This is a genomic window from Streptomyces sp. NPDC000134 (assembly GCF_042899225.1).
GTDB lineage: Bacteria > Actinomycetota > Actinomycetes > Streptomycetales > Streptomycetaceae > Streptomyces.
Genome location: NZ_JBIAZN010000001.1, coordinates 13,039 through 25,045, shown reverse-complemented (window position 1 = coordinate 25,045; position 12,007 = coordinate 13,039). Strand labels below are relative to the sequence as shown.

Below are 12,007 nucleotides of genomic sequence, written 5' to 3'. Positions count from 1 at the left end.
ACTGGTGTGCGGGGGCCGGGTCGGACACGGGTTCGGGCGCCTGGCCGGCGAGTCGGTCGCGCCAGGCGGCCAGGACGGCCGCGTCGGCGGGCCGGGAGCCGGACGAGGGGGCCGGCCCGGCGCTGGACCGACCGGCCCGGTTCGTGACCGACCGCGCCGCCGGCACCGCCACGGACACCGTCGGCGTGGCCGGCCACCCGGCGCTCACCGAGACGCCGCGGACCCGGCTCTCCCCGCACGGCAACTGGGAGCGCACCGCCGTCGCCCTGTCCGTGCACCGCAACACGGTCCGGCGGCGCGTCGCCCGCTGCGCGGCCCTGCTGGAGACGGACCTGGGCGACCCGGACGTACGGATGGAGCTGTGGTTCGCGCTGCGGCACCGGTGACCGGACGGCTGCCCCACAATGGAGACATGCCGATATCCGGGACACCCAGCCGCGCCGAACTCGTCGGACACCTCGTCAGGACCCGTATCGCGGGCGACGTCGCCACGCCCCGCGAGAACAACCTCTCCCACTACCGCAAACTGGCGAACGGCGACCGCAACTACTGGCTCGGCCTGGAGCTGGGCGACCGCTGGACCGACGAGCAGGACGTCCTGGCGGTGATGGCGGAGCGGGCCGGCGTCAACGACGACCCCGGGTACCGGCACGGCCAGGACACCATCGACCCCGAGCTGACCGTCGCCGCGCTGGAGAAGCTGGCCGGGCGGCTGCGCAAGGCGGCCGACGGGGGGCAGCGGGTGCTGTTCGCGACCGGCCACCCGGGCGGGCTGCTGGACGTGCACCGGGCCACGGCCGCCGCGCTGCGCGCCGCGGGCTGCGAGATCGTGGTGATCCCGGAGGGACTCCAGACCGACCAGGGGTACGTGGTGCAGTTCGCGGACGTGGCGGTGCTGGAGCACGGGGCCACGCTGTGGCACACCCACTCGGGCGAGCCGATGAAGGCGATCCTGACCGGTCTGGAGCGCGAGGGCCGCCCGCTGCCCGACCTGGTCGTCGCCGACCACGGCTGGGCCGGGTACGCGGGGCAGCACGGCGTCGACTCCTGCGGGTACGCCGACTGCAACGACCCGGCGCTGTTCCTCGCCGAGGCCGAGGGCACCGTCCAGGTGACGGTCCCGCTGGACGACCACGTGGTCAGTCCCCGCTTCTACGACCCGATGACGGCGTACCTGCTCGCCGAGGCCGGACTGGCGTAGCGGGACCGGGGCGGAGGCCGCGGCGGGCGGTCACGGCCAGGGGTTGAGGCCCTCCGAGCGGCGCTGGGCGAAACCGGGCGTCGGGTCCAGGTAGACCCGGCGCACCGCCGGGACCGCCTCCCGCAGCTTCTGCTCGGCCTGCTCGCAGGCCCACTCGATCTGCGCGGCGGTCGCCACGTCCCGGAAGTCGACCTTGGCGGCGACCAGCGCCTCCCGGGGCCCCTGCACCAGGGTGGTCAGCTCCAGGACCGCCTCGACGTGCTCCACCGCCAGCAGCTCGGCGCGGATGCGGTCGCGCACGCCGCGGGGCAGCGGGCGGCCGATGAGGAACTCGGCGTTGGACCGGCCGAGCACCCAGGCGACGTACAGCAGCAGGGCGCCGATGCACAGGGCGGCGGTGCCGTCCCAGACGCCGGAGCCGGTGAGCTGCCCGCCGAGCAGCCCGCCCGCGGCGAGGACGAGGCCGATCAGGGCGGCGGAGTCCTCCAGGACGACGGCCTTCACCGCGGTGTCGGGGGTCCGCCGCAGATACCGCCCGAACGGCACCCGGGCGCGGGCCGCCTCGCCGCGCGCCTGCCGCAGCCCCGTACGCAGCGAGTAGCCCTCCAGCAGGAAGGCGACCGCGAGGACGAGGTAGGACACCAGCGGGTCGCCGAGGTCCTCGCCCTCGACCAGGGTGTGCACGCCGTCGTAGACCGAGAAGACGGCGCCGCCGACGAAGGTGGCGACGGCGGCGAGCAGCGCCCAGATGTAGCGCTCGGGGCCGTGGCCGAGGGGATGGTCCTCGTCGGCGGGGCGGGCGCTGCGTTTCAGCGAGGTCAGCAGCAGCACCTCGGTGACCGTGTCGGCGACCGAGTGCGCGGCCTCCGACAGCATCGCGCTGGAGCCGCTGATCACCCCCGCGACCGCCTTGGCCAGCGCGATGCCCAGATTGGCGAGGGCGGCGACGAGCACCGTGGAGGTGCTCCCGCCGCCGCCCGGCCTGTCTTCCTCCGTCGCTTGCGCCATGCCCCTCAGTGTTCCCGAGGGACGCGGACCACGCCTTCCTGGATCACCGATATGGCGAGCCGGCCGTCCTGCGTGTAGATCCGGGCCTGGCCCAGGCCCCGGCCGCCGGAGGCCGACGGGGAGTGCTGGTCGTACAGCAGCCACTCGTCGGCGCGGAACGGGCGGTGGAACCACATGGCGTGGTCCAGCGAGGCCCCGACCACGTCACCGACGGCCCAGCCGCCCCGGCCGTGCGCGAGCAGCACCGAGTCCAGCAGGGTCATGTCGGAGACGTAGGTGGCCAGCACGACGTGCAGGAGGGGGTCGTCGGCCAGCTTGCCGTTGGTGCGGAACCAGACCTGGGAGTGCGCCTCGCGCGGCTCGCCGAACCGGCCGAACGGCGGATCGTCGACGTACCGCAGGTCGACGGCGGCCCGCGCCTCGATGAACCGCTCCACCGTCTCGGCGGGCAGGTGCGGATAGCCGCGCAGCCGCTCCTCGCCGGTGGGCAGCGTCGCCGGGTCCGGCGCGGCCGGCATCGGCGCCTGGTGGTCCAGTCCCTCCTCGTACGTCTGGAAGGACGCCGACAGGCCGAAGATCGGCTTGCCGTGCTGGACGGCGACCACCCGGCGGGTGGTGAAGGAGCGCCCGTCGCGGAGCCGGTCGACCTCGTAGACGATGGGCGCGCCGGGGTCGCCGGGGCGCAGGAAGTAGGCGTGCAGGGAGTGCGGGAGCCGGTCCTGGGGGACCGTGCGCCCGGCGGCGACCAGCGCCTGGGCCGCCACCTGTCCGCCGAAGACCCGGGGGACGACGGCGGACCGGGACCGGCCGCGGAAGATGTCCTCCTCGATCCGCTCCAGGTCGAGCAGATCGAGGAGGGACTGGAGTTCCTCGCTCATGAGGTCCGTTGTATCCGGCCTTCGTCGCGTGGGGCTTACAGGCCCATGTTCTTGGCGATGATCATCTTCATGACCTCGCTGGTGCCGCCGTAGATGCGGTTGACGCGGTTGTCGGCGTACAGGCGGGCGATCGGGTACTCGTTCATGTAGCCGTAGCCGCCGTGCAACTGAAGGCAGCGGTCGATGACCCGGTGGGCGACCTCGGTGCAGAACAGCTTGGCGCTGGCGGCCTCGGCGGCGGTCAGCTCACCGGCGTCCAGGGCTTCCAGGGCGCGGTCGGCGACGGCCTCGGCGGCGTCCACCTCGGCCTGGCAGGCGGCCAGCTCGAACTTGGTGTTCTGGAAGCTGGCGACGGTCTTGCCGAAGACGGTCCGGTCGGTGACGTACTGCTGGGCGAACCGGACGGCGGCCTTGGCCTGCGCGTAGGCGCCGAAGGCGATGCCCCAGCGCTCGGAGGGCAGGTTGGCGCCGAGGTAGGAGAAGCCCTTGTTCTCCTCGCCGAGGAGGTCCTCGACGGGGACCTTGACGTCGACGAAGGCCAGCTCGGCGGTGTCGGAGGTGCGCAGGCCGAGCTTGTCGAGCTTGCGGCCGACCGAGTAGCCCTCGGACCTGGTGTCCACGGCGAACAGCGAGATGCCGTGGCGGCGGTCCTCGGCGGTGGGCGGGGCGGTGCGGGCGCAGACGATGACCCGGTCGGCGTGGACGCCGCCGGTGATGAAGGTCTTGGCGCCGTTGAGGACGTAGTGCGTGCCGTCCTCGGAGAGCCTGGCGGTGGACTTCATGCCCGCGAGGTCGGAGCCGGTGCCCGGCTCGGTCATCGCGATCGCCCACATCTCCTCGGCGGAGACGAACTTCGGCAGGTAGCGCTTCTTCTGCTCTTCGGTGGCGAGCATCTTGATGTACGGCAGGGCGAGCAGCACGTGCACGCCGGAGCCGCCGAAGGTGACGCCCGCGCGGGCGGTCTCCTCGTACTGGATCGCCTCGAACTTGTGCGACTCCAGGCCGGCGCCGCCGAACTCCTCGGGCACGTTGATACCGAAGATGCCCAGCTCGGCGAGCTTGTAGTAGAACTCGCGGGGCACGATGCCCTCGGTGAACCACTTGTCGTACTCGGGTACGACCTCGGCCTCGATGAAGGCGCGCAGGGTCTCCCGGAACGCCTCGTGATCCTCGTTGAACACCGTACGGCGCACGGGCGCCCACCTCCACGGGTACGTATCTAAGCGCTTGCTCAGACAACGGTACCGGCGAGTAGGGACGGGAGTCCAGGGCACGGCACGGGTAACGTCCGTCACTCGGACCCGTACCGCCCGCCACCCGGCCCGGTCCGCCCGGCGGTCACCCCTCCCCGGCCGCGGCGAACGCCCCGCGCGCCATCCGGTGCAGCAGCTCCGCCGTCACCGCCCGCCCGGGTCTTCCCAGGTGCGGCGTGGAGTTCAGCAGACCGAAGACCGAGTGCACCGCCGCCCGAGCGCTCGGCTCCGCGAGGGACGGATGGAGCCGGCGGACCACCCCCACCCACAGCTCCACGTACTGCCGCTGCAACTGCCGCACCAGCTTCCGGTCGCTGTCCCGGAGGCGGTCCAGCTCCCGGTCGTGCAGGGTGATGAGCGGGCGGTCGTCGAGCGCGAAGTCGATGTGCCCCTCGATCAGCGAGTCGAGGACCGCCTCCGGGGCCTCGCCGCCGGCCTCCGCCAGACGCCGCTTCGCACCCGTCAGGAGCTGACCGCTGATGCCGACCAGCAGTTCGGCGAGCATCGCGTCCTTGCCGGCGAAGTGCCGGTACAGACCCGGCCCGCTGATGCCGACCGCCGCCCCGATCTCGTCCACGCCCACACCGTGGAAGCCGCGCTCGGCGAACAGCCGGGCCGCCTCCCTGAGGATCTGCTCGCGGCGGGTGGGGGCGTCGGTTCTGGTGGCCATGGGAACGATTCTAGACAGGACGGTTAGCGGTCGTTAACCTGAGGGGCACATGCGTTAACGCTCATTAACAAGGGGAGCGCCAGATGCACGAGGCACCGGAGCTGACCAGCGCGGCCGACCCCGCGTCGGCGGCCTTTCGGGCCAACGAGGAGGCGCACCGCGCCCTCGTGGAGGAGTTGCGCGGCAAGCTCGCCGCGGCCCGGCTCGGCGGCGGCGAGCGGGCCAGGGCCCGGCACACCGCACGCGGCAAGCTGCTGCCGCGCGAGCGGGTGGACCGGCTGCTCGACCCGGGCTCGCCCTTCCTGGAGCTGGCCCCGCTGGCGGCGGACGGGATGTACGACGGCGCGGCCCCGGCCGCCGGGGTGATCGCCGGGATCGGCCGGGTCAGCGGCCGGGAGTGCGTGATCGTCGCCAACGACGCCACCGTCAAGGGCGGCACGTACTACCCGATGACCGTCAAGAAGCACCTGCGCGCGCAGGAGGTGGCCCTGGAGAACCGGCTGCCGTGCCTGTACCTGGTGGACTCGGGCGGGGCGTTCCTGCCGATGCAGGACGAGGTCTTCCCCGACCGGGAGCACTTCGGGCGGATCTTCTACAACCAGGCCCGGATGTCCGGCGCGGGCGTCCCGCAGATCGCCGCGGTGCTGGGCTCCTGCACGGCCGGCGGGGCGTACGTGCCGGCGATGAGCGACGAGGCGGTCATCGTGCGCGGCCAGGGCACGATCTTCCTGGGCGGCCCGCCGCTGGTGAAGGCGGCCACCGGCGAGGTGGTGACCGCCGAGGAACTGGGCGGCGGCGAGGTCCACGCGCGGGTGTCGGGCGTCACCGACCATCTCGCCGAGGACGACGCGCACGCGCTGCGGATCGTGCGGACCATCGTCGACACCCTCCCGGTGCGCGGGACCCCGCCCTGGGAGGTGCGGCCGGCCGTCGAGCCGAAGGTCGACCCGTACGGGCTGTACGGGGCGGTGCCGGTCGACCCGCGCACGCCCTACGACGTGCGGGAGATCATCGCGCGGGTGGTGGACGGCTCCCGGTTCGCGGAGTTCAAGGCCGAGTTCGGGCAGACTCTGGTCACCGGCTTCGCCCGGGTCCACGGCCACCCGGTCGGCATCGTCGCCAACAACGGCATCCTGTTCTCGGAGTCCGCCCAGAAGGGCGCCCACTTCATCGAGCTGTGCGACCAGCGCGGCATCCCCCTGGTGTTCCTGCAGAACATCTCGGGGTTCATGGTCGGCCGGGACTACGAGGCGGGCGGCATCGCCAAGCACGGCGCCAAGATGGTCACCGCCGTGGCCTGCACCCGCGTCCCCAAGCTGACGGTGGTCGTCGGCGGGTCGTACGGCGCGGGGAACTACTCGATGTGCGGGCGGGCCTACTCGCCCCGGTTCCTGTGGATGTGGCCGGGCGCCAAGATCTCCGTGATGGGCGGCGAGCAGGCCGCGTCGGTGCTGGCCACGGTCAAGCGGGACCAGATGGAGGCGCGCGGCGAGCAGTGGCCGGCCGAGGCGGAGGAGGCCTTCAAGGCCCCGGTCCGCGCCCAGTACGAGCGTCAGGGCAACGCCTACTACGCCACCGCCCGGCTCTGGGACGACGGTGTCATCGACCCGCTGGAGACCCGGCAGGTGCTGGGCCTGGCCCTGACCGCGTGCGCCCACGCGCCACTGGGCGAGCCCCAGTTCGGCGTCTTCCGGATGTGAGGGGGATTCCCGAGATGTTCGACACCGTGCTCGTGGCCAACCGGGGCGAGATCGCCGTCCGCGTCATCCGGACGCTGCGGACGATGGGCATCCGCTCGGTGGCCGTCTTCTCCGACGCCGACGCCGGCGCCCGGCACGTCCGGGAGGCCGACACGGCGGTCCGGATCGGCCCGGCGCCGGCCGCGGAGAGCTATCTGTCGGTGGACAGGCTGCTGGACGCCGCCGCGCGGACGGGCGCGCGGGCGGTGCACCCGGGGTACGGGTTCCTCGCGGAGAACGCCGGGTTCGCGCGGGCCTGCGAGGCGGCGGGGCTGGTCTTCATCGGACCGCCGGCCGACGCCATCGCCCTGATGGGCGACAAGATCCGCGCCAAGGAGACGGTGGCGGCGGCCGGGGTGCCGGTGGTGCCCGGCGGACGCGACCCCGGCCTCGCGGAGGCGGCCCGCGCGCTGGGCGCGCCGGTGCTGCTGAAGCCGTCGGCGGGCGGCGGCGGCAAGGGCATGCGGCTGGTGCGGGACCTGGGCGCGCTGGACGAGGAGATCGCCGCCGCCCGCCGCGAGGCCCGCGCCTCCTTCGGCGACGACACACTGCTGGTCGAGCGGTGGATCGACCGGCCCCGGCACATCGAGATCCAGGTCCTGGCCGACGGCCACGGCCAGGTGGTGCACCTCGGCGAGCGGGAGTGCTCGCTGCAGCGCCGGCACCAGAAGGTCGTCGAGGAGGCGCCGAGCGTGCTCCTGGACGAGGCGACCCGGGCGGCGATGGGCGAGGCGGCCGTGCAGGCGGCCCGCTCCTGCGGCTACCGGGGCGCGGGCACGGTGGAGTTCATCGTCCCCGGCGACGACCCTTCCGCGTACTGCTTCATGGAGATGAACACCCGCCTCCAGGTGGAGCACCCGGTGACCGAACTGGTCACCGGCCTGGACCTGGTGGAGTGGCAGATCCGCGTGGCGGCGGGCGAGGAACTGGGCTTCACCCAGGAGGACGTCCGGCTCACCGGGCACGCGGTCGAGGCCCGGCTGTGCGCCGAGGACCCGGCCCGCGGCTTCCTGCCGTCCGGCGGCACGGTGCTGAGGCTGCGCGAGCCGGAGGGCGAGGGCGTGCGCACCGACTCCGGGCTCAGCGAGGGCACCGAGGTGGGCAGCCGGTACGACCCGATGCTGGCCAAGGTGATCGCCCACGGCCCGGACCGGGCGACGGCCCTGCGCAGGCTCCGCGCGGCCCTCGCCGGGACGGTGACGCTGGGCGTGCCGACCAACGCCGGGTTCCTGCGCAGGCTGCTGGCGCACCCGGCGGTGGTGGCGGGCGAGCTGGACACCGGCCTGGTGGAGCGCGAGGTGGACGGCCTGGTCGCCACCGGCGTGCCCGAGGAGGTGTACGAGGCGGCGGCGGCCGTCCGGCTGGACGCGCTGACGCCGAAGGGCGGGGGCTGGACGGACCCGTTCGCGGTGCCGAGCGGCTGGCGGCTGGGCGGCGAGCCCCGGCCGGTCGCCTTCCACCTGCGGGCGGACGATCCGGTGGAGTACGCCCCGCGCGGCACCCACACCGTCACCGACGACACGGTGACCGTGACCCTGGACGGCGTCCGGCACACCTTCCACCGGGCCGGCGACTGGCTGGGCCGCGACGGCGACGCCTGGCTGGTGCGCGACCACGACCCGGTCGCCGCCTCCCTCACCCGCGCGGCGCACGCGGGCGCCGACTCGCTGACCGCGCCCATGCCCGGCACGGTGACGGTGGTCAAGGTCGCCGTCGGGGACCGGGTGGTCGCCGGGCAGAGCCTGCTGGTGGTGGAGGCGATGAAGATGGAGCACGTCATCTCCGCCCCGCACGCCGGCACCGTCACCGAACTGGACGTCAGGCCCGGCACCGCCGTCGCCATGGACCAGGTGCTGGCCGTCCTCGCCCCGGACGACACCCCCGCCGCCCCGGAGGAGCCCGCCGCGGACGCCGCCGTCACCGCCCCGGGAAAGCCCGCCGCGGACGCCGCCGTCACCGCCCCGGAGGGAACCGCATGACGCTGCCCATGGAGGTCCCGGCCGCCGGTCTGCCCGCCCGGGTCCGCATCCACGAGGTCGGCCCGCGCGACGGGTTGCAGAACGAGAAGGCGGCCGTCCCGACGGACGTCAAGGCCGAGTTCATCCGGCAGCTCGCCGAGGCGGGCCTGACCACCGTCGAGGCGACCAGCTTCGTGCATCCGAGGTGGGTGCCCCAACTGGCCGACGCCGAGGAGCTGTTCCCCCGGGTCGCCGCCCTGCCGGTGGCCCTGCCGGTGCTGGTGCCGAACGAACGCGGGCTGGACCGCGCCCTCGCCCTCGGCGCCCGCCGGGTGGCCGTCTTCGCCAGCGCCACCGAGTCCTTCGCCAAGGCCAACCTCAACCGCACGGTGGACGAGGCGCTCGCCATGTTCGCCCCGGTGGTGGCCCGCGCCAAGGCGGCGGACGTCCATGTCCGCGGCTATCTGTCGATGTGCTTCGGCGATCCCTGGGAGGGCGCGGTCCCCCTCCCCCAGGTCGTCCGGGTCTGCCGGGCCCTGATCGACCTGGGCTGCGACGAGCTGAGCCTCGGCGACACCATCGGCGTGGCCACCCCCGGCCATGTCACCGCCCTGATCGACGCCCTGACCGCCGAGGGCGTCCCCGTCGCCGCGCTCGGCGTGCACTTCCACGACACCTACGGGCAGGCCCTCGCCAACACCCTGGCCGCCCTCCAGCGCGGCGTCACCACCGTCGACGCCTCCGCCGGCGGCCTCGGCGGCTGCCCGTACGCCAAGTCCGCCACCGGCAACCTCGCCACCGAGGACCTCGTGTGGATGCTGCGCGGACTCGGCATCGACACCGGTGTCGACCTCGGCCGTCTCGTCGCCACCAGCGAGTGGATGGCCGGACACCTGGGCCGGCCCAGCCCGTCCCGCACCGTACGAGCCCTCTCCCACCAGGAGCCGTGACGCCATGGACCACCGTCTGACCCCCGAACTGGAAGAACTGCGCCGCACCGTCGAGGAGTTCGCCCACGACGTGGTGGCGCCCGAGATCGGCGACTTCTACGAGCGGCACGAGTTCCCGTACGAGATCGTCCGGGAGATGGGCCGCATGGGCCTGTTCGGGCTGCCGTTCCCGGAGGAGTACGGCGGCATGGGCGGCGACTACCTGGCGCTGGGCATCGCGCTGGAGGAGCTGGCCCGGGTCGACTCCTCGGTGGCGATCACCCTGGAGGCCGCTGTCTCGCTGGGCGCGATGCCGGTCCATCTGTTCGGCACCGAGGAGCAGAAGCGGACCTGGCTGCCGAAGCTCTGCTCCGGCGAGGTCCTGGGCGCCTTCGGGCTGACCGAGCCGGACGGCGGCTCGGACGCGGGCGCGACCCGGACGACGGCCCGCCTGGACGAGGCGGCCGGCGAGTGGGTGATCAACGGCACCAAGTGCTTCATCACCAACTCCGGCACCGACATCACCGGTCTGGTGACGGTCACCGCGGTCACCGGCCGCAAGCCCGACGGCAGGCCGCTGATCTCGGCGATCATGGTGCCGTCGGGGACGCCCGGCTTCACCGTCGCCGCGCCGTACTCCAAGGTCGGGTGGAACGCCTCGGACACCCGGGAGCTGTCCTTCGCCGATGTGCGGGTGCCCGCCGCCAACCTGCTGGGCGAGGAGGGCCGCGGCTACGCCCAGTTCCTGCGCATCCTCGACGAGGGGCGGATCGCCATCGCCGCGCTGGCGACCGGCCTGGCGCAGGGCTGTGTGGACGAGTCGGTGAAGTACGCCAAGGAGCGGCACGCCTTCGGCCGGCCCATCGGCGCCAACCAGGCGATCCAGTTCAAGGTCGCCGACATGGAGATGAAGGCCCACACCGCGCGGCTGGCGTGGCGGGACGCGGCCTCCAGGCTGGTGGCGGGCGAGCCGTTCAAGAAGGAGGCGGCGCTGGCGAAGCTGTACTCCTCCACGGTGGCCGTGGACAACGCCCGGGACGCCACGCAGATCCACGGCGGCTACGGCTTCATGAACGAGTACCCGGTGGCCCGGATGTGGCGGGACTCCAAGATCCTGGAGATCGGCGAGGGCACCAGCGAGGTCCAGCGGCTGCTGATCGCGCGGGAGTTGGGCCTGGTGAGCTGAGGCCGGGGCGGTGGCCCGAGGGGCGGACCCGGTACGCCCTCTGGACAAGATCTGAGGTTAGGCTAACCTACGTTCGAATTGTCCAGCGGACGCTCCGCCCCGTTCGAAAGCAGTCACCACCATGCCCAACGCCAGGTCTTCCCACCTCACCCGTCGCGGAATCCTCGCGGCCGGCGGCGCCCTCGGTCTCGGTGCCGTGCTCGCGGCCTGCGGGGACGACGAGAAAAGCGGTGACCCGGCCGAGGGCGCGGCCGCCGCGAAGAAGTCCGGTCCCTGGTCGTTCAAGGACGACCGGGGCACCACCGTGAAGCTGGACGAGGTCCCCACCAGCATCGTCGCCTTCACCGGCGTCGCCGCCGCCCTCTACGACTACGGCATCCAGGTCAAGGGCGTCTTCGGCCCCACCACCACCAAGGACGGCAAGCCCGACGTCCAGGCCGGCGACATGGACGTCAGCAAGGTGACGGTCCTGGGCAACGCCTGGGGCCAGCTCAACGTCGAGAAGTACGCCGCCCTCGCCCCCGAGGTGCTCATCACCACCACCTTCGACGACGCGGGCACCCTGTGGTCGGTCCCGGAGGACTCCAAGGACAAGATCGCCAAGCTGGCGCCGAGCGTCGCCGTCTCCGTCTTCGACCGCCAGCTCACCCAGCCGCTGCAGCGGATGTGGGAGCTGGCCGAGTCCCTCGGCGCGGACATGAAGGCCGACAAGGCCGTCCGGGCGAAGAAGGAGTTCGAGGCGGCCGCCGCGCGGCTGCGCAAGGCCGCCAAGGCCCGGCCCGAGATCAAGGTCCTGGCGGGCTCCGCGAGCGCCGAGCTGTTCTACGTCTCCGGCACCAACCTCTCCGTGGACCTGGAGTACTTCAAGGCCCTCGGCGTGAACTTCGTCGAGCCCTCGGAGGCGGCCAAGAAGGCCACCGGCGGCTGGTTCGAGTCGCTGAGCTGGGAGAACGTCGACAAGTACCCGGCCGACATCATCATCATGGACGACCGGTCCTCCACCATCCAGCCCGCCGACATCACCGAGGGCACCTGGAAGAAGCTGCCCGCCGTCAAGGCCGGCCAGGTCATCGCCCGCTCCCCCGAGCCGATCCTGTCCTACGCCAAGTGCACGCCGCTGCTCACCGGCCTGGCCGAGGCCATCGAGAACGCCAAGAAGGTGAGCTGACCGCTCCCGTCGGGCCG

11 protein-coding genes are annotated in these 12,007 nt (G+C 73.0%); 7 read left to right on the top strand and 4 right to left on the bottom strand.

The genetic code is table 11. The features are described from left to right. Positions 1-143 precede the first annotated feature (143 nt). Positions 144-386, top strand: coding sequence for a helix-turn-helix domain-containing protein (locus tag ACFY32_RS00115; protein ID WP_390673003.1), 243 nt, complete (start codon positions 144-146; stop codon positions 384-386). 26 nt (positions 387-412) lie between these two features. Beyond that, the gene (locus tag ACFY32_RS00110; protein ID WP_359192262.1) at positions 413-1,201 is read left to right on the top strand and encodes a phosphatase; all 789 of its coding nucleotides are present in this window, start codon (positions 413-415) and stop codon (positions 1,199-1,201) included. 30 nt (positions 1,202-1,231) lie between these two features. Here ACFY32_RS00110 and ACFY32_RS00105 read toward each other — a convergent pair whose 3' ends face one another. The 4 genes from ACFY32_RS00105 to ACFY32_RS00090 form a co-directional block, all read right to left on the bottom strand. After that, positions 1,232-2,209 carry a cation diffusion facilitator family transporter gene (locus ACFY32_RS00105; RefSeq protein ID WP_359192265.1) on the bottom strand — a complete coding sequence of 326 codons (978 nt, stop codon included), beginning with the start codon at positions 2,207-2,209 and terminating at the stop codon, positions 1,232-1,234. A gap of 5 nt (positions 2,210-2,214) precedes the next feature. Continuing rightward, positions 2,215-3,087 (bottom strand): acyl-CoA thioesterase II, encoded by an 873-nt coding sequence (locus ACFY32_RS00100; protein ID WP_359192268.1) that lies wholly within the window; start codon positions 3,085-3,087, stop codon positions 2,215-2,217. A 35-nt stretch (positions 3,088-3,122) separates the two neighbouring features. Further along, entirely contained in the window at positions 3,123-4,280 is a 1,158-nt protein-coding gene (locus ACFY32_RS00095; RefSeq protein ID WP_390673002.1) for an acyl-CoA dehydrogenase family protein, read from the bottom strand. A 145-nt stretch (positions 4,281-4,425) separates the two neighbouring features. Beyond that, the gene (locus tag ACFY32_RS00090) at positions 4,426-5,010 is read right to left on the bottom strand and encodes a TetR/AcrR family transcriptional regulator (protein WP_390673001.1); all 585 of its coding nucleotides are present in this window, start codon (positions 5,008-5,010) and stop codon (positions 4,426-4,428) included. An 83-nt stretch (positions 5,011-5,093) separates the two neighbouring features. Between ACFY32_RS00090 and ACFY32_RS00085 the strand changes: the two genes are divergently transcribed. The 5 genes from ACFY32_RS00085 (at position 5,094) to ACFY32_RS00065 (ending at position 11,990) form a co-directional block, all read left to right on the top strand. Further along, positions 5,094-6,710, top strand: a complete 1,617-nt coding sequence (locus ACFY32_RS00085; RefSeq protein ID WP_359192277.1) for a carboxyl transferase domain-containing protein — start codon at positions 5,094-5,096, stop codon at positions 6,708-6,710. Between the two features lie 14 nt (positions 6,711-6,724). Continuing rightward, the gene (locus ACFY32_RS00080; RefSeq protein WP_359192280.1) at positions 6,725-8,728 is read left to right on the top strand and encodes a biotin carboxylase N-terminal domain-containing protein; all 2,004 of its coding nucleotides are present in this window, start codon (positions 6,725-6,727) and stop codon (positions 8,726-8,728) included. After that, positions 8,725-9,657, top strand: a complete 933-nt coding sequence (locus ACFY32_RS00075) for a hydroxymethylglutaryl-CoA lyase (RefSeq protein ID WP_359192283.1) — start codon at positions 8,725-8,727, stop codon at positions 9,655-9,657. The genes ACFY32_RS00080 and ACFY32_RS00075 overlap by 4 nt, the downstream gene beginning before the upstream one ends. 4 nt (positions 9,658-9,661) lie before the next feature. Continuing rightward, positions 9,662-10,822: an acyl-CoA dehydrogenase family protein gene (locus tag ACFY32_RS00070; protein ID WP_359192285.1), complete on the top strand. Its 1,161-nt coding sequence runs from the start codon at positions 9,662-9,664 to the stop codon at positions 10,820-10,822. A 121-nt stretch (positions 10,823-10,943) separates the two neighbouring features. Beyond that, a complete protein-coding gene (locus ACFY32_RS00065; RefSeq protein WP_359192289.1) occupies positions 10,944-11,990 on the top strand; it encodes an ABC transporter substrate-binding protein in 1,047 nt (348 codons plus the stop codon). Positions 11,991-12,007: the final 17 nt, after the last annotated feature.

What these genes read in the sequence shown, in the direction of transcription:
- ACFY32_RS00080 (WP_359192280.1), top strand. Translation starts at nt 6,725, where the DNA reads ATGTTCGACACCGTGCTCGTGGCCAACCGGGGCGAGATCGCCGTCCGC.
- ACFY32_RS00070 (WP_359192285.1), top strand. Translation starts at nt 9,662, where the DNA reads ATGGACCACCGTCTGACCCCCGAACTGGAAGAACTGCGCCGCACCGTC.
- ACFY32_RS00105 (WP_359192265.1), bottom strand. Translation starts at nt 2,209, where the DNA reads ATGGCGCAAGCGACGGAGGAAGACAGGCCGGGCGGCGGCGGGAGCACC.
- ACFY32_RS00090 (WP_390673001.1), bottom strand. Translation starts at nt 5,010, where the DNA reads ATGGCCACCAGAACCGACGCCCCCACCCGCCGCGAGCAGATCCTCAGG.
- ACFY32_RS00075 (WP_359192283.1), top strand. Translation starts at nt 8,725, where the DNA reads ATGACGCTGCCCATGGAGGTCCCGGCCGCCGGTCTGCCCGCCCGGGTC.
- ACFY32_RS00065 (WP_359192289.1), top strand. Translation starts at nt 10,944, where the DNA reads ATGCCCAACGCCAGGTCTTCCCACCTCACCCGTCGCGGAATCCTCGCG.
- ACFY32_RS00100 (WP_359192268.1), bottom strand. Translation starts at nt 3,087, where the DNA reads ATGAGCGAGGAACTCCAGTCCCTCCTCGATCTGCTCGACCTGGAGCGG.
- ACFY32_RS00110 (WP_359192262.1), top strand. Translation starts at nt 413, where the DNA reads ATGCCGATATCCGGGACACCCAGCCGCGCCGAACTCGTCGGACACCTC.
- ACFY32_RS00085 (WP_359192277.1), top strand. Translation starts at nt 5,094, where the DNA reads ATGCACGAGGCACCGGAGCTGACCAGCGCGGCCGACCCCGCGTCGGCG.